The sequence below is a fragment of the Planktothricoides sp. SR001 genome (genome assembly GCF_001276715.1).
Classification (GTDB): domain Bacteria; phylum Cyanobacteriota; class Cyanobacteriia; order Cyanobacteriales; family Laspinemataceae; genus Planktothricoides; species Planktothricoides raciborskii.
Genome location: NZ_LIUQ01000055.1, coordinates 1 through 25240, shown reverse-complemented (window position 1 = coordinate 25240; position 25240 = coordinate 1). Strand labels below are relative to the sequence as shown.

The 25240-nt window shown below is 43.5% G+C and carries 23 protein-coding genes; 12 read left to right on the top strand and 11 right to left on the bottom strand.

From position 1 onward, the window contains the following. The first annotated feature begins 294 nt into the window (after positions 1-294). Positions 295-459: a hypothetical protein gene (locus tag AM228_RS33405; RefSeq protein WP_156332003.1), complete on the top strand. Its 165-nt coding sequence runs from the start codon at positions 295-297 to the stop codon at positions 457-459. Between the two features lie 39 nt (positions 460-498). Here the strand turns inward: AM228_RS33405 and AM228_RS23585 are convergent, their stop codons facing one another. The 3 genes from AM228_RS23585 to AM228_RS23575 form a co-directional block, all read right to left on the bottom strand. After that, on the bottom strand, positions 499-1056 hold the full coding sequence (locus AM228_RS23585; RefSeq protein ID WP_054469382.1) for a hypothetical protein: 558 nt from the start codon (positions 1054-1056) through the stop codon (positions 499-501). A gap of 195 nt (positions 1057-1251) precedes the next feature. Then, positions 1252-2091, bottom strand: coding sequence for an AbfB domain-containing protein (locus AM228_RS23580; RefSeq protein WP_054469381.1), 840 nt, complete (start codon positions 2089-2091; stop codon positions 1252-1254). Positions 2092-2165: 74 nt separating this feature from the next. Next, positions 2166-3239, bottom strand: a complete 1074-nt coding sequence (locus AM228_RS23575; RefSeq protein ID WP_054469380.1) for a LamG-like jellyroll fold domain-containing protein — start codon at positions 3237-3239, stop codon at positions 2166-2168. A 374-nt stretch (positions 3240-3613) separates the two neighbouring features. On the opposite strand from AM228_RS23575, the gene gcvP reads away from it, so the two are divergent. Further along, positions 3614-6547 carry an aminomethyl-transferring glycine dehydrogenase gene (gcvP, locus tag AM228_RS23570; protein ID WP_054469379.1) on the top strand — a complete coding sequence of 978 codons (2934 nt, stop codon included), beginning with the start codon at positions 3614-3616 and terminating at the stop codon, positions 6545-6547. Between the two features lie 133 nt (positions 6548-6680). Here gcvP and AM228_RS23565 read toward each other — a convergent pair whose 3' ends face one another. Continuing rightward, positions 6681-7586: a hypothetical protein gene (locus tag AM228_RS23565; protein ID WP_054469378.1), complete on the bottom strand. Its 906-nt coding sequence runs from the start codon at positions 7584-7586 to the stop codon at positions 6681-6683. Beyond that, on the bottom strand, positions 7583-8515 hold the full coding sequence (locus tag AM228_RS23560) for a site-specific DNA-methyltransferase (protein ID WP_082349031.1): 933 nt from the start codon (positions 8513-8515) through the stop codon (positions 7583-7585). Before AM228_RS23560 ends, AM228_RS23565 begins: the two co-directional genes overlap by 4 nt. Positions 8516-8891: 376 nt before the next feature. Here AM228_RS23560 and AM228_RS36415 point away from each other — a divergent pair, with 376 nt between their 5' ends. The 6 genes from AM228_RS36415 to AM228_RS23535 all read left to right on the top strand — a co-directional run bounded on the left by AM228_RS36415 (position 8892) and on the right by AM228_RS23535 (position 14223). Further along, a complete protein-coding gene (locus tag AM228_RS36415; protein ID WP_255353259.1) occupies positions 8892-9674 on the top strand; it encodes a transposase in 783 nt (260 codons plus the stop codon). Then, positions 9671-10120: a transposase gene (locus tag AM228_RS36410; RefSeq protein WP_255353258.1), complete on the top strand. Its 450-nt coding sequence runs from the start codon at positions 9671-9673 to the stop codon at positions 10118-10120. Before AM228_RS36415 ends, AM228_RS36410 begins: the two co-directional genes overlap by 4 nt. Positions 10121-10676: 556 nt before the next feature. Next, positions 10677-11552 carry a universal stress protein gene (locus AM228_RS23550; RefSeq protein ID WP_054469377.1) on the top strand — a complete coding sequence of 292 codons (876 nt, stop codon included), beginning with the start codon at positions 10677-10679 and terminating at the stop codon, positions 11550-11552. Between the two features lie 272 nt (positions 11553-11824). After that, complete coding sequence (locus AM228_RS23545) at positions 11825-12235, top strand: heavy metal-responsive transcriptional regulator (RefSeq protein ID WP_054469399.1); 411 nt, start codon at positions 11825-11827, stop codon at positions 12233-12235. A gap of 237 nt (positions 12236-12472) precedes the next feature. Continuing rightward, entirely contained in the window at positions 12473-12715 is a 243-nt protein-coding gene (locus AM228_RS23540; RefSeq protein ID WP_054469376.1) for a thioredoxin family protein, read from the top strand. 182 nt (positions 12716-12897) lie between these two features. Next, positions 12898-14223: a permease gene (locus tag AM228_RS23535; protein WP_054469375.1), complete on the top strand. Its 1326-nt coding sequence runs from the start codon at positions 12898-12900 to the stop codon at positions 14221-14223. A gap of 261 nt (positions 14224-14484) precedes the next feature. Here the strand turns inward: AM228_RS23535 and AM228_RS23530 are convergent, their stop codons facing one another. The 3 genes from AM228_RS23530 to AM228_RS23520 form a co-directional block, all read right to left on the bottom strand. Then, the gene (locus AM228_RS23530) at positions 14485-15072 is read right to left on the bottom strand and encodes a Uma2 family endonuclease (RefSeq protein ID WP_054469398.1); all 588 of its coding nucleotides are present in this window, start codon (positions 15070-15072) and stop codon (positions 14485-14487) included. Between the two features lie 324 nt (positions 15073-15396). Then, positions 15397-18057 carry a KGGVGR-motif variant AAA ATPase gene (locus AM228_RS23525; protein ID WP_054469374.1) on the bottom strand — a complete coding sequence of 887 codons (2661 nt, stop codon included), beginning with the start codon at positions 18055-18057 and terminating at the stop codon, positions 15397-15399. Continuing rightward, positions 18054-18674 carry a hypothetical protein gene (locus AM228_RS23520; protein ID WP_231636927.1) on the bottom strand — a complete coding sequence of 207 codons (621 nt, stop codon included), beginning with the start codon at positions 18672-18674 and terminating at the stop codon, positions 18054-18056. The genes AM228_RS23525 and AM228_RS23520 overlap by 4 nt, the downstream gene beginning before the upstream one ends. Before the next feature lie 198 nt (positions 18675-18872). Between AM228_RS23520 and cobA the strand changes: the two genes are divergently transcribed. Further along, positions 18873-20537, top strand: a complete 1665-nt coding sequence (gene cobA / locus AM228_RS23515) for a uroporphyrinogen-III C-methyltransferase (protein ID WP_054469373.1) — start codon at positions 18873-18875, stop codon at positions 20535-20537. On the opposite strand, the gene AM228_RS23510 is transcribed toward cobA, so the two are convergent. Next, positions 20530-20721 (bottom strand): hypothetical protein, encoded by a 192-nt coding sequence (locus tag AM228_RS23510; RefSeq protein WP_054469372.1) that lies wholly within the window; start codon positions 20719-20721, stop codon positions 20530-20532. The two genes, cobA and AM228_RS23510, sit on opposite strands and share 8 nt — an antisense overlap. Before the next feature lie 185 nt (positions 20722-20906). Beyond that, entirely contained in the window at positions 20907-21086 is a 180-nt protein-coding gene (locus AM228_RS23505; RefSeq protein WP_054469371.1) for a hypothetical protein, read from the bottom strand. A gap of 994 nt (positions 21087-22080) precedes the next feature. Here AM228_RS23505 and AM228_RS23500 point away from each other — a divergent pair. From AM228_RS23500 to AM228_RS23490, 3 genes are all read left to right on the top strand, one after another. Then, the gene (locus AM228_RS23500; RefSeq protein WP_054469370.1) at positions 22081-22326 is read left to right on the top strand and encodes a hypothetical protein; all 246 of its coding nucleotides are present in this window, start codon (positions 22081-22083) and stop codon (positions 22324-22326) included. A gap of 346 nt (positions 22327-22672) precedes the next feature. Next, entirely contained in the window at positions 22673-23458 is a 786-nt protein-coding gene (locus AM228_RS23495) for a hypothetical protein (RefSeq protein ID WP_054469369.1), read from the top strand. A gap of 346 nt (positions 23459-23804) precedes the next feature. Further along, entirely contained in the window at positions 23805-24773 is a 969-nt protein-coding gene (locus AM228_RS23490; RefSeq protein WP_054469368.1) for an alcohol dehydrogenase catalytic domain-containing protein, read from the top strand. Between the two features lie 44 nt (positions 24774-24817). On the opposite strand, the gene AM228_RS33400 is transcribed toward AM228_RS23490, so the two are convergent. Continuing rightward, positions 24818-24976 (bottom strand): hypothetical protein, encoded by a 159-nt coding sequence (locus AM228_RS33400; protein ID WP_156332002.1) that lies wholly within the window; start codon positions 24974-24976, stop codon positions 24818-24820. Between the last annotated feature and the right edge of the window lie 264 nt (positions 24977-25240).

The window sequence follows — 25240 nt, the reverse complement described above, 5'->3', positions numbered from 1 at the left end:
TGCGCGATTCCCTCGCCTGAGCTTCGCGAACGCGGGGGAGCTTCCTGTGTGGGGGGTAAACAAAAAACAAGTAAAGAACAGGCAACAAGCAACATAATTGTTAATTATTTTCCCCAACCAACAACCAAAGAATCCCTACCCAACAACAAATAACAAATAACAAATAACAAATAAAAAATTTATTTCCGCCACGGCCATTTAGTTCCCATCTCCGTCATGGCAGAAAAAATCAGATAGAGAATCAAAACGGCGATGCTAATCAGAAAAATGCCTAAGTCTTCGTTCATAATGTGGGTGGTAAATTTTTCATGTTTTTGGCAAATTTTACAGGTTAGCGGTCAGTGGTCTTCGTGGTCAGCGATCGCGATCTCATCTCACCACCTCAACCGCGATCGCTTGATCAACAAAATCGGCGCTGCCGCTAACTGGGAAGGCGCAGTCGGTAATCTCGGTAGTTAAACCGCTAAGATTCAGCTTGGATTATGTGCAAAATATGATTTATTTAAACCGCACAGAAATCGCGGGAGGAATCCCTAATTCTATATCAACAATCAGGTCTTTAAACAAGGAAATCGAAGCCTGATCCAAGCGATCGTTACATTTTTTGGCTAATAAAACCGCATTGAGAATAGCCACTAATAACTGATTGGATTTATTTTGTTCTTTGACTCGTTCGACTGCTGCCACTTCAATAGCGCTTAGGGAAGCAATTAAGGACGTTTTAATTTTGGGGAATAACCCAGCTTCAATACTCAAACCCTCGACTTTCAGCCCTAATTCTTTTAGATAGGGTAATACTTTTTGGTATTGCTCCAATACATCATCAATTTTGTCTAAAGCAACTTCACCAATTTTCGTGGCTTTACTTTGGATGAGTTTTCCTTGATCCTTCAGAGGATCGAGAGCATCGGGTTTTTTTTGATTTAGCAGATAAAATCCCCCGCCTACGAGCAAACCTAGGACAGCTAAACCCCCGACGATCGTGGGATTATTCAACATTGACCCTAAATCAGTCTGCAAAATGTAGGCAGATCCAAAAAAATAATCGACTGGCATGATTTTTTCCTCACTACGGTAAGTCTAATATTCACGTTGATTCATTAGATTTAGTTAATTTTATCCCATCTTGATCGCATCTCACCACCTCAACCGCGATCGCTTCCTCGGTAAAAATGGCGCTTTCCCCAAAAAGTAAAGCGCCATCAAACCTGAATCTGATTAGTTATACCGTAACCCTTCTATAAAGCAGATTTAAACCACTTGCCATGTTTCATAAGGTTTGGCAGGAGCACCCAAATACCAAACCAGGGCAACCTGATAGGTGCCGGTATCATAGAGGGCGATCGCAAAACCATTGCTCTTATTTTTAATCGTGCCATCGGCGCCAATTTCCCATTGCTGGGTGGGGCTACCATTGATCGGATTAAGCACCAATTCTTTCGCCCACTCAAAGTTGGGAATATCCTTCATATCCAGAGCATAATTACCCAACTTGCTCTTAATCACGCCATTGGGTTGAATCTCCCATTTTTGGCCGTCCCCACCATTGCTGGCATATACCAAAATATTGGTTTGGGGATTGGTTTGACCACCGGCAACATCCAACACCGCACCATTAGCGAGACTTTTAATCTGTACCCCCGTTGGCGGAGCTTCTAATAAAATCGGTAGCCAAGTAGCATCTTGATCGAACAATGCCGATCCGTCTCGCCGATCGATGCGACCGAGAAATCCACTATGCCGCATAAAAAATTCAGGATAGTTGACTGACTCAAAGGAGACACCTTGAGCATTAGCCAATCCCGGTTTAGGATTCCACGAAGCATCTTTCTTGAACAAATCACTGCCGTCTGACTTGTCAATATGGCATTCATAATTACGGTGGCGGATGTAATGATTTGGGTAGTTTTCCGACTCAAAACTAATCCCGGTTCCCGCTAGACCAGGGACGATTCGGAATGAACTATCTAACCGATATAATTCACTGCCGTCATTGGGATGAAGCTTAATCCGATAACCTTGGTGCCGCAAGTAGCGATCGGGATAATTGCTTGATTTCAAGTGGTATTTCCCACCTACATCAATGGTCATTGTGATTCCTCCAAAAAATTCAAGATAAATTCAAGATAAATTTCCGCTCTATTTGCTGGATAGAGATGCCGCGATTACAACTGCACCACTTGCCATGTTTCATAAGGTTTGGCAGGAGCACCCAAATACCAAACTAGGGCAACCTGATAGGTGCCGGTATCATAGAGGGCGATCGCAAAACCATTGCTCTTATTTTTAATCGTGCCATCGGCGCCAATTGTCCATTGCTGGGTGGGGCTACCATTGATCGGATTAAGCACTAATTCTTTTGCCCATTCAAAGTTGGGAATATCCTTCATATCCAGAGCATAATTACCCAACTTGCTCTTAATCACGCCATTGGCTTGAATCTCCCATTTTTGGCCGTCCCCACCATTACTGGCATATACCAAAATATTGGTTTGGGGATTGGTTTGACCACCGGCAACATCCAACACCGCACCATTAGCGAGACTTTTAATCTGTACCCCCGTTGGCGGAATCGGTCCATTCGTGAACAAATTGGATATTTCTTGGTCTGATAAGGCCACATCGTAAACGCACAGATCATCATATTGGGCATTCGGCGCGAACTTGCTTTCGCCCATATATGACTGACCGAGTTTGAATGGGTTGCCATTAGCGATATTAGCAACACCACCCGATGTTCCTTGACCAGACAATTTGCCGTCAATATATAGTTTCAGGGATGTGCCTTGGCGAACTGCCGCCACATGATGCCAATTGCCATCGTTTAACCCGGTGGTGCTGGCTTCGACCCCGATATAATTTGCGCCATTGCCATCTTGATCGACTTCCGCAGATACCCGACCGGCAGGTGCAGATTCATGTTTGCCGGTCATCCGCAGGCAGAAGAAATTCCCGTGGGAGCCCGCTGTGCGATTTCCGACTAAATCAAAATACCGATGCTGTTCAGTAGTTTTCAACCACAGCGCCACCGTAAAGTTGCTGGTGCCAAACTGACCGACACCACCACCAAAGCTGACAAATGAATTGTTGGAACCATTGATCTGAACCACTCCGCCGCCGCTGACACGACCGTTAGGAACACGGATGGCGTTAGTTAAGGTGCCGTTGGCGTTGCCTGTAGTGTCTTTGGCAACACCGTCAGTCTCGTCGAATCCCCAGTAATGCTTAGGTTGGGTCATTTTTTTGCCTCTTCTGACAGAGATTGATTATATGTCATCCAAAAGCTTATCACCCATGAAAAATCTCTTTTCAACATAAAAAATTGTCACCACCGATCGCGATCACGAAAGCCGCTTGGGATATTGCCCCACTCATCTGGTCAAGAATTGTTACAAAATAAAGAGATATGTAAAACTGGGTAAATTGAGGTATGGGCAATCCCCCCGTCCCCTGATTGCCTAGGTGCTTAAGTCCCAAATCAGTCCAAAGGCGATCGCCTGTCCATTGACGGTGACAATCTCTCCCCTTATCTCACAAAAATGCAATGCATTTTATTCACTTAAGTGACTGATAATTCAAGAACCCTGCTAAACCAACCTACTGAATCGCTAAAATGCCAACAACTTTACAACCCCCTGTGGATCAAACCCTCAACTCTTCTAGCAGCGATCGCGCCGAATTAGTCGCTGAAGCCTTTGATAGCTTTGCCAAACGGCACATTGGCCCCAATGCAGCGGCCATTAAATCCATGCTAGATTTCCTGGGATTTGCCAGTTTGGATGAACTGATCGATCGCGCCGTCCCCCAGGTCATCCGGCTACAAAAATCTCTTAAGTTACCCGAAGCTGGCAGCGAATCCAGCGCATTAGCTCACTTAAAAGAAATATCCAGTAAAAATCAGGTATTCCGCTCATTTATTGGCATGGGCTACCATGACTGCATCACCCCGCCAGTGATTCAACGGAATATCCTGGAAAACCCAGGCTGGTACACCGCTTACACTCCCTATCAAGCGGAAATTGCCCAGGGGCGCCTCGAAGCCTTGCTCAATTTCCAGACCACGATCATCGACCTCACCGGCTTGGAAATTGCCAATGCTTCCCTCCTGGATGAAGGCACCGCTGCCGCAGAAGCCATGACCATGAGTTATGGTCTATGTAAAAAGAAAGCCGCCCACACCTTTTTAGTCTCCCAGGACTGCCATCCCCAAACCATTGAAGTGGTGCAAACTCGTGCCATTCCCCTGGGAATTAATGTGGTAGTGGGTCATCACGATACATTTACCTTTGATGACTCGGTGTTTGGGGTGTTATTACAATATCCAGCCACCGATGGCGCCATTTATGATTATCGGGACATTGTAGCCAAAGCCCATGATGCCAAAGCTTTGGTGACTGTGGCTGCGGATTTATTAAGCTTGTGCCTACTTACGCCTCCTGGGGAATTTGGCGCGGATATTGCAGTGGGCAATACCCAACGCTTTGGGGTGCCGATGGGGTATGGTGGCCCCCATGCCGCCTATTTTGCCACGCGGGACGCCTATAAACGGCAAATTCCCGGTCGCATTGTGGGGGTTTCTAAAGATGCTCAAGGTAAGCCTGCTTTACGGTTGGCCCTGCAAACCCGCGAACAACATATCCGCCGGGATAAAGCTACCAGTAATATTTGTACCGCCCAAGTTTTGCTGGCGGTGATGGCTTCTATGTATGCGGTGTATCATGGCCCCGCAGGACTGAAGCGGATTGCCCAAAATGTCCATACGATGACGGTTTTGTTGGCGGAAGGTTTGCAGCGGTTGGGATATGCGATCGCCTCGGAACCGTTCTTTGATACTTTGCGGGTAAACTGTCCAGAAGGCAACTTATCCAAAATTAAAGAAGCGGCAAGATTTCGACAAATTAACCTGCGGTTCTTTGATGAAACTTCCGTGGGCATTAGTTTAGATGAATGCACTACCGCCGCCGACTTGCTCAACTTATGGCAAATTTTTGCCGAAAGTGAAGAATTACCTTTCACCCTGGAAGAACTGCAAGGGTCAGTGAAGGTGCAATTTGCTGCCCCCTTTGCCCGTCAAAGCCAATATTTAACCGATCCGGTGTTTAACCGCTATCACTCGGAAACCGAGATGTTGCGTTATATTCATCGCCTGGAAACCAAAGATTTGTCCCTCAACAGTTCGATGATTCCTTTAGGGTCTTGCACCATGAAACTGAACGCTACAGCGGAAATGGTGCCGGTGACTTGGCCAGAATTTGGCAAGTTACACCCCTTTGCGCCGCGATCGCAAACCCAAGGCTATCAAATCATGTTCCAACAACTGGAAGAATGGTTAGCGGAAATCACCGGCTTTGATGGCATTTCCTTGCAGCCGAATGCCGGTTCTCAAGGGGAATATGCCGGTTTACAGGTGATTCGCCAGTATCACCAACAACGGGGAGAAAGCGATCGCACTGTTTGCTTAATTCCCACCTCAGCCCATGGCACCAACCCAGCCAGCGCAGTGATGTGCGGCATGACCGTCGTCCCCGTTGCTTGCGACAAAGACGGCAACATAGATATAGAAGACTTAACAGCCAAAGCCGAAAAATACAGCCAAACCCTTTCGGCCCTCATGGTGACATATCCCTCCACCCACGGAGTCTTTGAAGAACAGATTAAAGACATCTGCGAAATTATCCATAGCCACGGCGGTCAAGTATATATGGACGGGGCCAACATGAACGCCCAAGTGGGTCTATGCCGTCCCGGAGACATTGGCGCCGATGTTTGCCACCTCAACTTACACAAAACCTTCTGTATTCCTCACGGTGGCGGCGGCCCAGGGATGGGACCGATTGGGGTCATGTCTCATTTAGTGCCATTTTTGCCCGGTCATTCCGTAGTGGACTTAGGCGGCAAAGAAAGCATTGGGGCAATTTCCGCCGCCCCCTGGGGCAGTGCCAGCATTCTGCCAATTTCTTGGATGTATATCGCCATGATGGGCGCTGATGGCTTAACCGAAGCCACCAAAGTAGCCATCCTCAATGCCAACTATATCGCCCGTCGTTTAGAGGCGCATTATCCCGTTTTATATAAAGGCAAAAATGGCTTAGTCGCCCACGAATGTATCTTAGATTTGCGCGGGGTGAAGAAAACTGCGGATATTGAAGTAGATGATATCGCTAAACGGCTGATGGATTATGGGTTTCATGCCCCCACCGTCTCTTGGCCTGTTGGCGGAACCATGATGGTGGAACCGACCGAAAGTGAATCTAAGGAAGAATTAGATCGCTTTTGTGATGCCATGATTGCCATTCGTGGAGAAATTGCCGCCATTGAAGCCGGGGAAATGGATGCTGCCGATAACTCCCTGAAAAATGCCCCCCATACGGCGGAATCATTGATGGTCAGTGAATGGAATCATCCCTATAGCCGGGAAGCCGCTGCTTATCCCGCCCCTTGGACTAAAGACCATAAGTTCTGGCCGTCCGTGGGTCGGATTGATAATGCTTTTGGCGATCGCAACTTTGTCTGTTCTTGCGTACCAATGGACGCCTATTCTGAATAGATAGAAACCCAGTTTATTATCGAGAAAAACCCGGTTTCTTCAAGAAACCGGGTTTTTTATTGTTATTTTTATTCTTCTTGTTCCTCTGAGTAAATATTGCTATTCCTACTCAATGTTAGCGAATGGTTTGGCTCTATTGAACTAACAACCAAAGATCGGAGCAAAAAAAGTGATCGATTGTTTTAATATGTTCTTTGAGTATTGGTTCTGTTTGCATATTAGGTCTAATATCACAGTAGTAAACCCCATCTAAAGGGTTTAAGTTAACGGTGTAACCTTTGAAATGCCCAGATAAAAAAGTAGAATTTATCCCATATTCATTTTCTTCAGAAGTTTTTTTTCTTTGAACATCATTCAGAAAAATAGCAATATGAGGTAGAGATGTACCTGTTAGTTTAGAATAAAGTAATTTATCTACAAATATCTTACCAATCCGATCTTTGCTAGAGGTTTTTACTGAACCAATCGCTCTTAATTCCTGGGGATTTTCCAGAGCGTTAATCAGTAGATCGTGCTGGTATTGCATATTAAATACTGTTTGACCATCAATTTTAACAGGAACTTGGATGGTTACCGTGCGACAATGAACCCCAACTCTTTTTATTAAGAGTTGAATTAATCTCTCAAATAAATCACCATTAATTTTCCTGGCTCTATTAGACTGGCCTACCGGAAGTGCATCAAGTGCCGCTCCAATACATTGTTGAAATGTGTAAATTGAACGAATGATAACTTTGCGTCTGTAAAAGTCATTTTTTGGGATATCCCTGATATTTTTTATGATTTCCAAAAACTCATTAATTTCTGATTCTTCATTAGCACTATACATTAAGGAAGAGTTCAACGGACGAGTAATTCTAAAATCAGCCTGACGATCATACTGATAAAATTCGTAGTGATTTTCGTTTTGAGAAACAATCACAGCCTGTAACCCTTCTTTAACAAACTCTAAGTAATCTTTTGTAAAGTCTATGTAATCTTCAATTTTACAAAAGTTTTCTTTGTCAATAACCCACTCTACTATGTCCATTATATTCATCGAATTTTCTCCCGACGTTCAGCTACTTTGCGATCGAACTGAATCCAATCTTCTACAGTCATTCTTTTGACATGATTTAGTCTATCGATCGCCAATTCATTGTATTTTTCATCAAGCTCGCAACCGAGCCATTTGCGATTTAATTGCTCTGCAACTACTAAAGTTGTTCCAGAACCCGAAAAAGGATCTAGCACAGTATCACCCTTATGAGAAGAAGCCAGGACAAATTTTCTGACCAGTTCCTCGGGTTTTTGCGTCGGATGAGGGGTTGATTCACCCATTCCATTACAGGTTGTAGGAACCTCAATGACATCTTTGGGCTTTGCCCCTTTTGGATGAGGAGTCCATAAATTTTTCCGCTTTGTTCCTTGCCCATATTGACTGGTTTTAGCTTGTGGATGCACTGGATACTTCAGAGTATGTTCTCCATAGGGAATCCGAATCTCATCTATGTTTAGTTGCACTTTTTTAGTTTTTCTCAGGTGGAGTAAACTTTCATGCGATCGCCCCCAGTCGTTACCCAGATTAGCTTTATTTTTATAATGCCAGACTAACCAACGACAAGATTTAAAAAAATTCATCGCTGGATGTTTTATGTCTGCCAAAATTTCCGAAAAACCACAGACATACATAGTTCCATGAGGTTTTAAAATTCGGGCGGCTTGTGAAATCCATTGCATTGACCAATCAATATACTTTTCTTGACTGGCAAAATTATCCCATTCTGCCTTTTTGATATTATACGGAGGATCGGCAAAAATTAAGTCTACAGATTCAGAATCAAGGGAACTCAACCAGTCAATTGAGTCGCCTTGATAAAGTTGTCCATTAGGATGACTAAAGTGAAGCTGAAATCCTCTAACTTTTGGAGTAATTTCTAGTTTATTCCCTGCAACTATACAGTCGATTAAAGACAATTGTTGGCACATCAATCTTTCAACTATTGTTAATATTGTTTTAGTATTGCTAATTTATGCTTAAGACCTAAGAGTCTATTTTAGGTTGACGACTAAGTGATTACTAAGTATTGAATAATCATACTCCCAAGTGGGCGATCTAGTCAACTCGCTTCCTGACGGAGAAAAAAGCGTTCTTCAAGGGAAGCCCCGAAGCGCTACTCCAATCGCTTTGAGTATTGAGAGGGTTAACTACAGAAGCCGAAAACTTACCCAATCTTACCCAAACTTACTCAAATCGTCAGAAATTTCCAGAGCATCGAGCAATATTTTTAGAAACTGAATGCTCAATCTGGTCATTAGTTGTGGTAAGATTGGATCTGGTTAAGCGCGTCGGAATTATGACTCCATGTTATTAGGGTTTAAAACACAACTTAAAATCAATCAAACCCAACAGCAACAACTTGCTCGCCATGCAGGAGTAGCTCGCCATGCCTACAATTGGGGTCATGGTTTGTGTTTAGGGATTTTATCTCATAATACTCATTGTAGCCCCGAAGAAAAAATCAAATTTCCTACAGCCATTGACTTACATAAATGGTTAAATAAGCTGGTAAAACCAGAGAATCCTTGGTACTATGAAGTTTCCAAATGTGCTCCTCAGTACGCTTTAAGGAATCTCGCCCAAGGGTGGCAAGATTGCTTTAAAAAAAAGAAAGCCCGACCTAGGTTTAAGAAAAAAGGTAGACAAGACAGCTTTACCTTGGATGGGACAATTAAAATTTTATCATCAAATAAACTGAAAGTACCAGTTATCGGCTGTCTAAAAACTTATGAAAGGCTGCCGGTCGTTCCCGACCCCAAAAATGTCACGATTAGTCGAGAGACTGACCGATGGTTTATTTCGTTTAAAATCGATGTTCCCGTTAGTCCCACAGAGAAAACAAAAGATGTAGTAGGGATAGATTTGGGGATAAAAGTGCTTGCTACCCTATCCACTGGAGAAATCGTAAAAGGAACAAAATCATATAGAAAACACGAGAAAAAACTGACACGACTTCAAAGAAAATTTAGTCGAAAAGTATTCAAATCAGCCAATGGGCATGTAGGGGCGAACGGCCGTTCGCCCCTACAGTCCAGAAACTTCATAGAAAAATCGCTAATATCAGAAAAGATACTTTACATAAGTTGACATCACACTTATGCAAGAACCACGCAATCAATGTGATAGAAGATTTAAATGTATCAGGGATGTTAGCGAATCATAAACTGGCGAAATCAATTGCCGATATGGGGTTTTATGACTTTCGGCGACAGATGGAATATAAAAGTGAACTGTATGGGTCACAACTCATCATTGTTGACAGGTTTTATCCTTCGAGTAAAACCTGTTCAAACTGTGGTGCAATTAAAGACTCATTACCGTTATCAGAAAGAGTATTTTACTGCGAGCATTGTCATCTCAAAATAGATCGAGATTTAAATGCCGCAAGAAATCTTGAAAAAATAGGTCGAGCTACGGCCAAATCTACGCCTGTGGACAATTTGGAGCCGACTCCGTTGGTAGAAGCAGGAAGTAAAACCAACTCAAGCTTAGTAAAAATCAAGCTTTCAGACTTGATGGGTAAGTTTGGGTAAGTTTTATCTAGCGGGCGATCTCCATAAAGCCCATTGTCAAGCATTCTTATGTGGTGCGCTATCTCTCGATCTATCTTTGTCTCTATCTTCCTCTTATGACCTTACCTTCCGTTTATACCTGAGATGTCACCTTTTTCATCCACTTTCGGAAACAACAGGAGCAACAATTGCCGATCTTTGCATTATGATACAGGGGACAGGTAGGTTTTATGATATAGTTTATATCGGCGTTCTCAGCCTGCCAAATCTAAACACTGTACCAATTCTCAACAGTTAATCATGTCTCTGTTCGCCAGTGTTTCTCAGTCTAATTTGCCACCCATTTGTCCGCTGGTGGCATCAAGGCTACTGTAGGGGCGATTCGCGATCGCCCCAGAAGACGCGAATCGCCTCTACAACTGGTGGGATTAAATCAAGCCAGGGCGACATTCTACGAGCGATTAATTGTACGATAAATTAGCTGTCTACAAAAGAAATATGCAAAGATTCTGAGTCTGAGAACAGACAGTCATTCAGCGAATCTCCATCCCCTAATTATGACAAATAATCCAAAATAATGAAAACTATTTTGATTTGCACCGATGGATCGCCCTTTGCCGAAACCAGCTATCGGTATGGTGCTTATGTGGCTAACCGACTAAAAGCACAAGGGGCAGCAATTGATGTATTATGCGTCACCGATATTAACAGTCAACAAGTAGTCTCTAAGGGAAACTTTTGCCGCAGTATTGGCATTGATGCTTCAGAAAATTTACTAAATTGTTTGGTTGAGTTGGAACATGAAAAAGCAAAATTCACCCACCACCAAGCGAAATTGATTTTACAAACCGCTTTGCGGACTCTGAAAGCCGAAGGAATTAACCGAATTAACCCCATATATAAAACAGGTTTTTTATTAGATTGCTTAGATGAATTTGAGCAAGACTTTGATTTAATTGTCCTAGGGAAACGCGGTGAAAATGCTAGTTTTGCATCGGGTAATTTAGGAGCAAATCTAGAAAAAATTGTTCGCAATAGTCGCAAACCTTGCCTGGTTACTCCCCTAAAATATCAGCCAATTGAACGATTGCTTTTAGCCTACGATGGCAGTAAAAATGGCCAAAAAATGCTGGAATTTATCAAGGAATCTCCCTTGTTTCAAGGATTAGAATTGCATCTGGTGACAGTGGCGAAAAGTTTGCTCGATCGCCCAATAATGAAGCACCGACTCAATCAAGCAGCAAAATTATTACAAGAGGCGCAATTTGAGCCAGTTGCTCACTTGCTAGAGGGGGAACCAGAAAAGGCGATCGCCAACTATATTAGGGAAAAAAATATCAGTCTATTAATCATGGGCGCTTACGGCCATAATCGGATTCGCCATTTAGTCATTGGCAGCACTACCGACCAAATTTTGAAAACTAGCAATATTCCGGTATTCTTATTCCGTTAGTTTCATGGTAATTTATGACCCTGTTCATTTCGGTTGGGTTGAGTGGTGATCGCCCAACCGACAAAAACTGAATCGCGATCGCTTTTATGACTAAAAAGTTTTGCTATTAATATTGTAATGCTGGCATTTTAGGCAGATAATTGATTTCAAACAATTTGCCAGAAATCTGATTGATGCCGAATATATATCAAAAAAATATCGGAAAATATAAATATCAGTAAATTGCTAAAAACCCGGTTTCTGGAATCAGTATGGAAGGTCGAGAGAAAACCATGTTCCAAATTGGTCAAGTTTCCCAACGTTTGGGGCTTAATCCGCAAACGGTCTATTTTTATGAACGAATTGGCTTGATTCCCTCCCCGCAACGCACAGAAGCGGGTTATCGCCTTTTTAGTCCGCAGGATGTGGAACGCCTGGGTTTTATTGTTCGCGCCAAGTCTTTCGGTCTAACTCTGGATGAAATTAAGGAAATTCTGACTTTAAAAGATGGGCGATCGCTCACCTGTCAGGCAATGTATGAACGACTTCACCAAAAAGTTCAGGACATTGAAGCAAAAATTCTCTCTCTCCAACGGTTGCGAGATGAACTCCTGCCTCTAGTCGATCGCTGTCAGGCTAATCTCGATCCAATCAATCAAACCAAAGAATGTATCGTCTTTGAACAACCAGAGGAGAATTCTTAGAACATTGCCCCCGCACATCCTCCAGATAGTTGGTCTATCGTAAGTTTGCCTAAATCTTAATAAAAATTTTCCAAATTTTCGCCAAAACCCCTTGACCTTATACCTAGGTATAAGGATTAAGCTGGGATTAAATTCACCGTTAAAGTCTTAGGGGCTTTCGCATTCGGGCAATAATTTCTCTGGTTAACCCCCAAATTTAATACCCGAATGCGAAAGCCCGTAGAAAGGAGTTTTTCCATGAGTGCCATTAAAGTAGAAGTCTTAGGAACGGGTTGCAAGAAGTGCCAGCAATTAGAAGCTAACGCGAAAGAGGCGATCGCTGCCCTAAATTTAGAAGCAGAAGTGGTTCACATTAAAGACCCGATGCAAATTGTGGAACGCGGAGTAATGAAAACCCCCGCTTTAGTAGTCAATGACACCCTGGTAAGTCAGGGTCAAGTTGCCACCCCAGAACAAATTAAAAAGTATCTCACCGTTTAATTCTTGATGGTTAGAAACCGGGTTTCTATGGAGGTGCCGGTGGATCGGCAGACATTTATCATATTAGAAACCTCATATTAGAAACCGGGTTTCTATGGAGAGGCTGGTGGGTCGGCAGACATTTCTCAGAGAAACCCGGTTTCTGAGGTTAATTAATATTAGGAAATATTAGGAAAAATATCATGCAAGTTGCACCATTTTGGCGAGAACAATGGAAACCTCTTGCCCTAATTGTGGGCATATTTTTACTTTCTTATTTGATGCCGGTGGAAGCGTTGCAAAAGTCCCAACGCCTGCAAAATGCCTTTTGGGAAGCCCTATATCTACTGCGCTGGTATGCCCAAGAGCACGTTTTATTATGTCTCATTCCTTCTTTTTTTATTGCCGGGGCGATCGCGATTTTTATCAGCCAAGATGGGGTGATGAAATATCTGGGCGATAAAGCCAATCCGTTTCTCGCTTATGGGGTTGCCTCGGTATCCGGGACAATTTTAGCGGTCTGTTCCTGCACCGTTTTGCCCTTGTTTGCGGGAATTTACCGCATGGGGGCGGGTTTGGGGCCAGCGATCGCCTTTCTTTATTCCGGTCCAGCAATTAACGTCCTCGCCATCATCCTCACCGCCCGGATATTAGGTCTGCAATTAGGAATCGCCAGGGGTATTGGGGCGATCGCCTTTAGCGTCGTCATTGGTTTCGCCATGCATTTGATTTTCCGTGACGAAGAACCGCCGAAAATCAAGGCCAAAACCCTGTTATCCGACTCAGAAACCAGCCGTCCCCTCTGGCAAACTGCCGTATTTTTTGCCGTTATGGTGGGTATCTTGGTTTTTGCTAACTGGGCAAAACCGGAAACAAATCTCGGAATTTGGGCAACCATTTATGGGCTGAAATGGTGGATTACCGGACTATTAGGCATTGCTTTAGCGGCAATTGCTTGCCAGTGGTTGCATCTCAACTCTGGCAAAGTTATCCTCATTACCATCGTCACCGCGATACTTTCTTGGCAATTCCAAAATCAACCCCTCATACCCTTTTCTGTTGCGATCGTTGGTCTATCGTGGCTAACCAGTATCAACCAAGCAGAAGCGGGAGAATGGTTTAACACTTCTTGGGACTATGCCAAACAAATCTTACCCCTATTATTATTTGGCGTATTAATTGCCGGGGCTTTGCTTGGTCGTCCCGGTCACGAAGGCTTAATCCCATCAGAATGGGTGGTACAAGCAGTGGGCGGTAATTCAATATTTGCCAACTTTTTTGCCGCGATCGCTGGTGCTTTTATGTACTTCGCCACCTTAACCGAAGTGCCCATTGTCCAAGGATTAATTGGCAGTGGCATGGGTCAAGGCCCTGCTTTAGCTTTACTATTAGCTGGCCCCGCTTTATCCCTGCCCAGTATGTTAGTAATTAGAAGTATTATGGGCACGAAAAAAACCATTGTTTTTGTGGCCTTAGTTGTGATCATGGCCACCATCAGCGGCTTAATTTATGGGTCAATATTTGCCTAGAATTATCAATTTTATCTCTTTAATTGGCAACGATGGGTTTGGCAGGGGACAAACCCGATTGGTAGGAGCGAAACATTTCGGCATTCGATGGTTAAAAGCAGAAATTTCATGGCGGAATGCTTCGCCCTGACATAGTAAAAAACACAAATTTCCTCCGGTCAAGATCGCGCTCTATAATACAGGGGATGCTAACCAAAACTTTCCGGGACAATCTCAGAACTCATGTGCAAACCCCCCGCCAATTCTCCCAAGTTGCCAACACTAAACCACATCAGGCTGAGGCTCGAAAACGATCTCCTCATAGAATTGCTCGATCGCCACACTCAAATCAATACTTTTCAACTCCACGCGATCGCCTTCTCGATAGCTAAGAATCACCCATTCACCCGCATCATTTTTATGATAGATATCCACCGCCATCTCATCAGAACTCACCAACACATAATCAACCAGATTAGGATTTTGCCGATATTTTTCAAATTTCTTGCCGCGATCGTAAGCCTCGGTACTATCGGATAAAACCTCAACAATCAAACAGGGATAAGTAATATATTGGGCGCTAGAATTATCTCGCGGATCGCAAGTAACGCTTAAATCAGGATAGGTATAGTTGCGAGTATTGAGGATATTTACGCGACAGTCAGAATTGTATGTTTTACAACCACTGCCCCGCAGATGGGGCTTGATTATCGCTAAAAAGTTTCCCGCGATATCGCTGTGATTTCTAGTCCCACCACCCATCGCATAAACCCGACCATCGATCAGTTCGTGTTTTTCTAGCTGCGTCTCTTCCCAACTAAAATACTCTTCAGGTGTAAAGTACCGCTCCTCATCTCGTGCTGCTATAATAGCCATAAACTCCTTAATCCAAAAGTAATAATATAAATCTACAACTCATAACCCAAAACTCGTAAATTATCCCGAATCGCCGCCTCTAATCGAGCAGACTCCTTAAACTGTTCCCCCAACTTTGCCGTCAGTTCTTCCTGCGATCGCTTACTACAGAGAAACCATTATATTTGATGTGGGCTAATCCCTTCAATCGGAGAGAGAATAGAGGAGAGATGCATAGAGAATTTTCCTCTATCCTAACAACCTCTATCCTAAGAACCTCTATCCCGAATACCATTCCCGAATACATCGTTATCCTGGGGACTAAATCCTGGGGACTAATTAATAACTCTGTCCCGCACGGCGAGCCAGAGATAAAACACGCGGACGAGCCCTGCCTGTCAGTCCAAAATTTAACCCGTAACGGAATATTTCCGGCATATAATAATCATCTTCTTCTTGAATCAATACGCCATTATCTAATAAGGTTTTAATTTCCTCAATCGATAACTGAGCAGCTTCGCGGGTAAAAGGAATTTTCCGATTAGCCTCTGCCAAGTCCCGTAATTTAGTAAAAATATTTTTTAAGGCAGTATTTTCTATCTCAATTTCTTCGATTTTCCGCTGACTACATTCCGGTAAAGCATCCCGAATTGCTTTAGGAATGAGAATTCGATCCTGCCACCGATTATCATTCATAGATTTATCGGCGGCTATCTTTAAAAATCTGACCAAATCTCGCGATTGAATTTGACCATTGAAATCAGAAAGAGCAGCCAGGACAAATTGCACAGAACGAGCGTCTTTAGATTTTTCACCCCCCAATTTTTTCCCCCACAGTGGGACTAAAGTATCGGTGATTTCCTCCTCACTCATATCTTGCAGTTTGTCAAGATTAATGTTAAAATTAGAAATGGCTTTTTTTGTCACCCAAGCCACTAATCTAAGTGCTTCTTCCCGATTCCATTTTAAAGCATAAGGCTGATAACGAGCCATCATCTGAGCGGCATTTTGACGCACCGCCGCCAAGACAATATCTCGCCGGACAAAAATAATTATTCCCCAAGGACGACCGGGCTGTTGTCCTAACCATTCCGGTACTTCTTGAAGTAAAGCCCGTAAAGCTTTTTGTTGATTTTCGTCATTATCAAAGTTCTGAAATAAGTCTTCTAGCCCATCAATGACGACAATAAGCTGCTGTTTTTCTTGAAATAAATGGTCGGCTAATTCTCGCCCAGCCCCGGCTTGCTTAGGTTGAAAACCAACCCCCCAAGCCATGACATCTAGCCAACATTCTCGCCACTGCCCTTCATGGAGGTTTTGGGTCAGATTTTTTCTAATATCATCTCGAATATCGTTAGAGTATTGAGGCCGGTCAAATTTTAATTTTTTAGCATTTTTTTTCTGCACATTCTCAACTATTTTTTTAGCATTATCCTCTAAATTTTTTGAGGCTAACACAGGAGCTATTAAGGCATTATTTTGCACTTTCGCCCCAGTTTCCTGCACAAATTTTTCCCAGTTTTCCCTGCGAACGATTTGCATAAATGTATAAGTTTTTCCTGAACCTTTAGATCCAACAACTACTGTAATAGGGAGTTGTCTTCGATGGTCTGAACACAATTTTTTTAAAGGAATTGTAGCTAAAAAATTATCGATTTCTGCTGTCTCGGCATAAACTAATTTTTCCGCCAATTCTTTAATCAGTTGTCGTTGGGATTTAAAACTAGAAAGACTTTCTTGGAGCGATTCACCACTTTGACTAGGCAACCAATCCAACAGGGGAATTACTGCATCCACCATCCCCGATCGCTCCAGCTTATTCATCACCTCTTCCCAACTAGGAGGTAAAACCAGCAAACTATCAGCAAAGGGGGTAATTACTCTCAGAATATCCCCATCTTCTCCTAAAAATGGTCTGGCTGCTTCCAGCAGTTTTTGTTCAGGTTCTATGACCAAATCGCTTAATTTTTTATCTTCAGGAACTTGGCTGAAAATTAAGGCGGGTAATGGGTCTTCTTCTCTGGTGGAAGGCGATCGCTCCCCAATCAATTCTAAAACTCTCACCGTTCCGGCGATGGATTGTCCGGTCAAGGTAGTAACAAATATCCGATAAACTCGCGGATCTAAAATTAAACCTGTGGCTAATTCTGAGAGTCCAGCCCGCAAGTCTACTAACACCACATCGACCCCTAGAGATTTTCCCAGACTGGCTAAAATATCGGTCAATAGAAACGCATTTTGAGAACCTTGGATCAGATGTTCTGGTCTAATTTCTAACGAGCTAAATCCTGAAGTAGACCGAAATGAGGGCAGGATAAATATCCCGTCAATGAATGCATCTTGCAGGCGATCGCTCACTAATTGTATGGCGGTTTCAGCATGGGGAGATGGATCGCCATGAACCAGGGCTAAAAAGTCCGCAAAAGAAACCGGGGGATTGGGCAATCTTCGCTCAAATAACCAACTAATTCCCGGTGCTTCTAAATCCCCATCAACTAACAGAACTTTTTGTTTTTTCGCGGTTAAAGCTTTTGCTAAAGCGATCGCATGAGTAGTCCGTCCCACCCCACCTTTAAAAGAATGAAATGCCACCACTGGGGGAAAATCTAATGGCATAATAGCCGGAGGTTCGATATTTTCACTGGGAGGCCAAAGCACACCCGGTCTGGATAAACTGGGAGTAAGTCTAGGAGTTGGGGGGGCTTCCTCGGTTTCCTCCAAAAAAATCGACAAAATCCGTTGATTATCAGCAACACTTTCTAAAATAATATAACTATCTAGACTGTCCGACTGAGACTTATTTCGGAAGCGAGGATCGTAGATTTCACTCAGCCAATTTTGGGCTTCTGCTTGAGTTCCCGGACGAATTCCCATCGTTAACCCGTCCCAGTAGGTTCGCGCCCAAACCAACCAGTTTGGCCAGTCATTTTGCTTTTGTTTCCGCAGTAAAACTTCTTCTACGTCAACCCAAGTATAAAGACGAATATCTGATGGAATCATCGGTTGATGTTCTCCTTAATCCAATTACAAATACTGTTTAACCACTCGACTAAAACTTTTTCATCTTCACCTTTGAGGCGAATGTTATATCGCCACGCTTGATGAGCCTTTTCTATGTTTAAACTGAAACCCCCTTTTTCCAGATGAAAATCGGGAGTTGCGCTCACTTGGCTGGCGGAAATTTTCAGTTCTTTGACCCATCTATCTAGATTATGACCATCTTTAGATAAAAGGGTTCGGTCGGGAATCTGTTCAGTGGTTTGCAACTTGTTTTGTTTCAGCCAAATACTCTTGAGGCCACATTCAACGGCATAGAATAGGAGTAAATAAGCCGAAATCTGTTTAATTTGTTCAGCAGCAGCCGATTGACTATGAGCATGAAAAGCTTGCCTTAACTCGCTCACCCCGACATGAATTTTCTTAGAACCGAAGTTGCCTTTCTGACTTCTCAGTTGGACGATCTGTTTTTGAAGTTGGGATAAGTAGGCAATCGCCTCTGGTTCTTTTGCTGGATCGATTAGCGACAGACTATAAGCAAGTAGCTGTTCGATCGCCTGACTACTGGTCTGGTCAAGGTTGAGTTTATCAAACTGTATATTAAGCAGGGACTCTGACATTTTTCATTTGACTTTATTTTCCGCCAACTCGTTTAAGTTTATCATTTTTGATGGGACTGGTTTTTGATAGGACTGGTCAGGAATGGGTTCTCGCACGGAACAACACCCTACGGGCGTTCCCGGCGTCTAACCCCCCCAACCCCCCCTTCAAAGGCAACAACAGAATAATCAGCCGAAAATCAGGGAGAACTGCGAGTAATGACGGATAAAAGTAACCGAAAAAGTGACCGAATGTATGGCCAAGTTTATTTGGTAGGTGCCGGACTGGGAAACATTGCTTACCTAACTCGACGGGCTGAGGAATTGCTCAAACAGGCCGAAGTGATTATTTATGATGCTCTGGTAGACGAACAAATTTTGCAATTTGCCCCGGCAAATTGTCAACTTTTCCATGTGGGAAAACGCGGTGGACAAGCGAGTTGGCTACAAACAGACATCAATAGATTACTCGTGTCAGAATGTCAGGCGGGAAAACAGGTAGTCCGCCTCAAAGGGGGAGATCCGTTTATTTTTGGTCGTTGTACGGCGGAAATTATGGCCTTACAGGAAGCGGGTTGCTGCTTTGAAGTGGTGCCGGGAATTTCTTCCGCTTTAGCCGCCCCAGAATTAGCTGCCATTCCTTTAACGGATCCGGTTCTGAGTCGCAGTTTTACCGTATTGACTGGTCACGAACCCGCCGATTTAAATTGGGAAATCTTTTCTCAGCTAGAAACTTTGGTGATCTTAATGGGAACCCAACAATTACCGGAAATTATCCACCAATTACTCCGGCACGATCGCAGCCCCAAAACTCCCATTGCCATTATTCAGGCTGGGGGCACTCCCAAACAAACTGTATGGACGGGTACTTTAGGAGATATTCTAGAAACAACTCGCGGTTTGTCCCTTTCTCCCGCAGTCATTGCGATCGGCGAAGTGGTGGGGCTGCGAGATTATTTGTGTCCACCGGGTAGCCCGGGCTTCCTAAATAAATTTGCCATGTCCGATCAGTCTCTCCCTCTTGCCGGAATCACTATTTTAATCACTCGTGCTGCCGGACAAAATAATGAATTTCGCGATCGCCTAGAAGAATTCGGGGCGATCGTCGCCGAAATGCCTGCCCTAGAAATTGGTCCACCGTCCAGTTGGCAAGAACTAGATCGGGCGATCGCCAACCTAGACAGCTACCACTGGTTAATCCTCACCTCCACCAATGGCGTAGACTATTTCTTTGACAGACTACTGACCCAAGGCAAAGATACTCGTCACTTAGCCGGAATTAAAATAGCCGTCGTTGGCAAAAAAACCGCCGCCAGTCTGAAACAAAGGGGTTTGCAAGCAGATTTTATTCCCCCCAACTTTGTTGCCGACTCCTTAGTCGCAGAATTTCCCGAATCGGTTGCTGGCAAAAATATCTTATTTCCCCGCGTCGAAACCGGGGGACGAGAAGTGCTCGTGGCCGAATTTACTGCTGCTGGTGCCAACGTCACCGAAGTCGCCGCCTATCAGTCCGGTTGTCCCAAAAAAATAGACCCTGCCGTTGCTAACTTACTGTTACAACGCCAGGTAGATGTAATTACTTTTGCCAGTTCCAAAACCGTACAATATTTCTGTCAGCTATTAACCCAAGAACTAGCATCTAATCAAAACTTGAATCAAGACCAGCAAACCGATTACCCACAAACCAAAAAAGACCAAAACCTGGACAATTTGTTATCAGATGTATTATCTAATGTTTACTTTGCCTCTATTGGCCCGCAAACTTCTCAAACCTGTATCAAACTGCTGGGCAGAGTAGACATAGAGGCGGAAGAATACACCCTAGACGGGCTAACCCAAACCATTGTCAAATGGGCATCTCACCGCGACAAACAGATTAATTAAGAATCTGAATCCAACCTCGACGCACACTATGCATAATTCTCCTAACAATTCGTTCATCATCTTGAGGCAACGAAGCTTGTGCCAACTGATTAAGTTGCTGCCAGTCTTGAACCGTCATTTGTTGAGTCAGGGAAGTATCGATAAAAATCTGCTCAATTTTAGCGCTAAATGACTTGATAGACATAATCTTTCCTCGCTGTTTCTCGTTGTTTATCGGTATAATTCTCAAAAAAATCCATCAAAGAGGAAAAAGCTGTTGTGAGAAATCACCAACTTAATTCAAGTCGGTTGAATCATTGGATCTTGGATTACTTTAGGCTTTGCCTAAATATCCTGAAGCGTTTCCTGAAGCGTGATCCTTGGTACTCATTAAGAGAAAACGTTAATCCAGCCGCGACGAACACTATGGCGAATTCTCTTAATCATTAGTTCATCTTCTGCGGAAAGGTTGCTGCCAGAGAGAGTATTGATTTTTTCCCAGTCAATCCGGTTAATTTGATGAGAAATAGAACCTTTAATAAATAAATCTTGGATATTAGTGAATTGCATATTCCGTCTCCTGAACTGTTCCATATATACATACTGCATCTTCTTCTTTTGAAGTGCATCAGTAATGTTGCGAGTTTTTGTTCAGTATATTCCCGGATCTTTTTTTCTGCGTATATTCACCGATGTTTTATCCGTGTTTTTACGGATATTATACCGATATGGTTGGCATATACTGAGGCGGCTATGCCAATCACCAAAAGGATTTCAGTTCTAGAGTAGGTTTTGGGAGATTCTAAAAAAAATAGAAAATTTAGGAACTCAGGAGAATGTATTTTAATATACATTCTCCTTCACTATACATATTTTTTCTATTTACGTCTAGGTATAAATCTAAAAATTTTTGTTGACCCTTGGGTGTAGGGTGTAGGGGCTTTCGGAGCTTTCGGAACCCGCCACCGCCGTCGGCAGAGGAGATGAGGAGATGAGGAGATGAGGAGATGAGGAGATGAGGAGATGAGGAGATGAGGAGAGAGTGAATAGTGAATAGTAAATAGTAAATAATACATAGTAAATAGTAAATAGTAAATAGTAAATAGTAAATAGTGATAATTCTTTTGTACGGGCGTCCTTGCGAAGCCCATGCCGTCAGGCTATATGGCCAGAAAGCCCCTACGACTTTTCAATGCATCACTTTTAACTTTTCACTTGTACGGGCGTCCTTGCGAAGCATAATCCGTCAGGCTATATGGCCAGAAAGCCCCTACGACTTTTCACTTTTAACTTTTCACTTTCCCCTGCACCAGAAGCACCCCTGCTCCGAAAGCTCCCCCGCACCAGAAGCACCCTACACCCCGTTCCCAAATAACAAGTAATGATCTGTGATAGAAATCACTCAACTTGGTGGATGTGGTTACAGTTTGGTACTGGTTTAATCACGAATCATCGCCGAGATTATCACCACAAGTGATTAGCGCGATCGCAGTCCCGAAAAAAATATCTTGGTATTCTGTAGGTATCAAACAAATATCAACTGAAATACCAGAGAATTGTCGCCATGATTTCTAATTTATTAAACCAAGCCAATAGATTCTTTAGATACAGCGAAGCAAATTCGCCTCAATATTATGCTTTTAATTTCAATAAAATTGCTCTTGGTATATCAATATTAATGTATGGCTTCAGCTTAGTATATCTTTTGACCTTATTAGGGAAAGATATCCCAGGTCATATTTCTGAACCAGCGACCAATAATTTTTTAATTAATCGGTCGATGAGTGGTTGGAAATGTGATATTTTTTAGTTTCCTGAAAAAGATAATTAAACCAAATAATTTAACGACCTATTCTGGTCATATAAAAAATTTTTTTTTGATTCAAACCCCCACATTAACCGAAATCGCGATCGGGGCGTGGGGCGATTCCATTTTTTTATATTTTCAACAAAAATAAATGAAGTTAAATGAAAAAATTCAAATAAAATATATCATATTGAGTAAAATTGATTAAAAATGTAACCATTGGTTTTTTTCTCGCTTATGCCAGTCATCAAACTGTCACAGAGTGAAATTTTTTCATTCAGAGAGTGGCGATCATTAAATTGACTGTAAAAATTGACTCGAAAAAAGTTAGCAAAAAACGGTGAAATCTATGTATTTAAATGTTTTTGCCAGTTTTACTGTGGGATTGGTAGTGTTAGTGCTGGGGACATTTGGCTTGTTGCAATGGCTAGATGTTAGTGCGGGCACTTTTTTAGATTGGGTGATTGGTGGGGCAACGTTTTGGTGGTTAATGGTGATTGTAACGGTGCCTTGGAATATTTATTTTCAAGCGAAGCAAGTTTTAGCGGAAGCGGAACAGTCTCAGGAGAAAAGTCAGGATAAAAGTATTCCGATCGATCAGAAAAAACTGAATTATGTGCAAACTTTAGCCCAGCGATCGCTGCCTTTAGCAATTTTGCTGCATATCCTCTCTGCGATCGCCCTTTATACTTTGGCGATTACCGGCATTAGTGCCGTCGGGTATGTCGGGTCTGGGGCGGCTTTATTATTAACGGTATTACGGCCAGCAATCCGGGCTTATGAGTATATTTTAGTCCGCCTAGGGATGGTCAGACAAGAGTTTCTTTATCCCCGTGAAGATGTGTGGGAATTGCGCGGCAGAGTCGATTCCCTGGAAGCAAATCTAAATGCAATTCAACAAGAATTTAACTTAGAAAATCCCCAAGCTTTAGCGGTAAAGCAAAACCGCAATTTTGAGGCCATTCGCCATGATTTAACCCAGCTTGCAGCGGCGATGGAATCCCTCAAAAGTACCAATCAAGCGCAGCATGAACAGTTAGCCAAAGAGTCTCAAAATGCGATCGCGCAAATTACCGAAGATGGGGAATTTCTCAACCATGTCCGGGAAATTATTCGCTTTTTCAAGAAAGCTTGATTACAAACCAGAAACCCGGTAACTTCGGCGAAACCGGGTTTCTCTGGTTTCTGAGGCTAAGTGGTACATTCTCCCACAAGCTACTTGACAGTCTGGGTTTAATTGAGTATCAAATGAGTAGGGTATCAAATGAGTAGGGTTCGACCCAAGGGTAGTGGTATAACTGCCGAACTAAACCGCACCAAATTTAAGGTAGCGGTTTCGCTTTTTTTAACAGGAGTTATCGAAAAAACCAACCAACAACCCCCCAACCCCCTTCAAAGGGGGGCAACCAAACAACCCCCCAACCCCCTTCAAAGAGGGGCAACCAAAGAATCCCTACCCAACAACCAACAAATAACAAACTATGCAAGGACTCTGGTTAGAAAATCAAACATTAGAACTGCGGCAAAATCTGCCAATTCCTGAACCTGCACCGGGAGAAGCTTTAGTGCGGGTTTTGCGGGCAGGTATTTGCAATACGGATTTGGAATTGGTCAGAGGCTATTATCCTTACAATGGCATTTTGGGCCACGAATTTGTTGGGGTGGTGGAACAAGGGCCGGAAAATTTGATTAATCAGCGGGTGGTGGGCGAAATTAATGCCGCTTGCGGTTGGTGTCGCTTTTGTCAAAAGGGACAACCGACTCACTGTGAAAATCGCACGGTGTTGGGGATTGTGAATCGGAATGGCGCTTTTGCGGATTATCTGGCTTTGCCAGTCAAAAATTTGCACCGAGTACCGGATAACATTTCCACAGATGTGGCGACTTTTACGGAACCTGTGGCTGCCGCGTTGGAAATTCAGCAGCAAGTGGAGATTAAACCCGGCGATCGCGTGTTGGTGGTCGGGGATGGCAAGTTGGGTCAGTTGGTGGCGCAAACCTTGGCGTTGACTGCTTGCGACTTATTGGCGATCGGGCGTCATGGTGAGAAATTGGCCAACCTGGAAGCGGAAGGAATTCAAACCGGATTTGCGGATTTGGTCAAAGATAGAAGTTTTGATATTGCGGTGGAATGTACTGGCAACCCGGAAGGATTCGCGATCGCCCGTCGCGCTTTACGTCCCAGGGGCACGTTGGTGCTGAAAAGTACCTATAAGGGCAATCTCACCTTTGATGCTTCGGGGTTAGTGGTGGATGAAATTACCCTAATTGGTTCTCGTTGTGGCCCTTTTCCCCAAGCCCTAGAAATCTTATCTAAAAATAAAATTAATGTTCAGCCGTTGATTCAAGCCCGTTATCCCTTAAAAGAAGCGATCGCTGCCTTTAAACACGCCCAAACACGGGGAGTGCTTAAAGTTTTGCTGGATATTAGGGAATTGCAAGGAACCTGAATGGGACAGGAATCCCTAACCAACAAAAATAGGATCCATTTGGTTTAAGGATTAGCGGTGACAAAAGTAGCGTTAATTTGAGGAATGGGAATTACGGAAAGAATTGTTCCGGTGGCATATACCAAGGCTACAGTACCATTAGGGTAAAAATCTACTCGACAGGAATAATAAGTGCTATTCCAATACTGTTGAATAACCCCCAACTATTGTGGTGAAAGTTGCTCAAACATAGAGAGCAAGGGGGGTTAGAAACCGGGTTTCTATGTAAGGGCCGGTGGAGTGGCAAGGGTTAACTTAAGAAACCCGGTTTCTTGTCCCTGGGGCGGTGGGAAGCCGGGAGAGGTTAGAAACCGGGTTTCTTGTCCCTGGGGCGGTGGGAAGCCGGGAGAGGTTAGAAACCGGGTTTCTATGTAGGGGCCTGTGGGGTGGCAAAGGTTAACTTAAGAAACCCGGTTTCTTGTCCCTTC

Bases quoted from the DNA above. Each gene is read 5' to 3' on its own strand.
- AM228_RS23585 (WP_054469382.1), bottom strand. From the start codon at position 1,056: ATGCCAGTCGATTATTTTTTTGGATCTGCCTACATTTTGCAGACTGAT.
- AM228_RS23580 (WP_054469381.1), bottom strand. From the start codon at position 2,091: ATGACCATTGATGTAGGTGGGAAATACCACTTGAAATCAAGCAATTAT.
- AM228_RS23575 (WP_054469380.1), bottom strand. From the start codon at position 3,239: ATGACCCAACCTAAGCATTACTGGGGATTCGACGAGACTGACGGTGTT.
- gcvP (WP_054469379.1), top strand. From the start codon at position 3,614: ATGCCAACAACTTTACAACCCCCTGTGGATCAAACCCTCAACTCTTCT.
- AM228_RS23565 (WP_054469378.1), bottom strand. From the start codon at position 7,586: ATGAATATAATGGACATAGTAGAGTGGGTTATTGACAAAGAAAACTTT.
- AM228_RS23560 (WP_082349031.1), bottom strand. From the start codon at position 8,515: ATGTGCCAACAATTGTCTTTAATCGACTGTATAGTTGCAGGGAATAAA.
- AM228_RS36415 (WP_255353259.1), top strand. From the start codon at position 8,892: ATGTTATTAGGGTTTAAAACACAACTTAAAATCAATCAAACCCAACAG.
- AM228_RS23550 (WP_054469377.1), top strand. From the start codon at position 10,677: ATGAAAACTATTTTGATTTGCACCGATGGATCGCCCTTTGCCGAAACC.
- AM228_RS23545 (WP_054469399.1), top strand. From the start codon at position 11,825: ATGTTCCAAATTGGTCAAGTTTCCCAACGTTTGGGGCTTAATCCGCAA.
- AM228_RS23540 (WP_054469376.1), top strand. From the start codon at position 12,473: ATGAGTGCCATTAAAGTAGAAGTCTTAGGAACGGGTTGCAAGAAGTGC.
- AM228_RS23535 (WP_054469375.1), top strand. From the start codon at position 12,898: ATGCAAGTTGCACCATTTTGGCGAGAACAATGGAAACCTCTTGCCCTA.
- AM228_RS23525 (WP_054469374.1), bottom strand. From the start codon at position 18,057: ATGATTCCATCAGATATTCGTCTTTATACTTGGGTTGACGTAGAAGAA.
- AM228_RS23520 (WP_231636927.1), bottom strand. From the start codon at position 18,674: ATGTCAGAGTCCCTGCTTAATATACAGTTTGATAAACTCAACCTTGAC.
- cobA (WP_054469373.1), top strand. From the start codon at position 18,873: ATGACGGATAAAAGTAACCGAAAAAGTGACCGAATGTATGGCCAAGTT.
- AM228_RS23510 (WP_054469372.1), bottom strand. From the start codon at position 20,721: ATGTCTATCAAGTCATTTAGCGCTAAAATTGAGCAGATTTTTATCGAT.
- AM228_RS23505 (WP_054469371.1), bottom strand. From the start codon at position 21,086: ATGCAATTCACTAATATCCAAGATTTATTTATTAAAGGTTCTATTTCT.
- AM228_RS23500 (WP_054469370.1), top strand. From the start codon at position 22,081: ATGATTTCTAATTTATTAAACCAAGCCAATAGATTCTTTAGATACAGC.
- AM228_RS23495 (WP_054469369.1), top strand. From the start codon at position 22,673: ATGTATTTAAATGTTTTTGCCAGTTTTACTGTGGGATTGGTAGTGTTA.
- AM228_RS23490 (WP_054469368.1), top strand. From the start codon at position 23,805: ATGCAAGGACTCTGGTTAGAAAATCAAACATTAGAACTGCGGCAAAAT.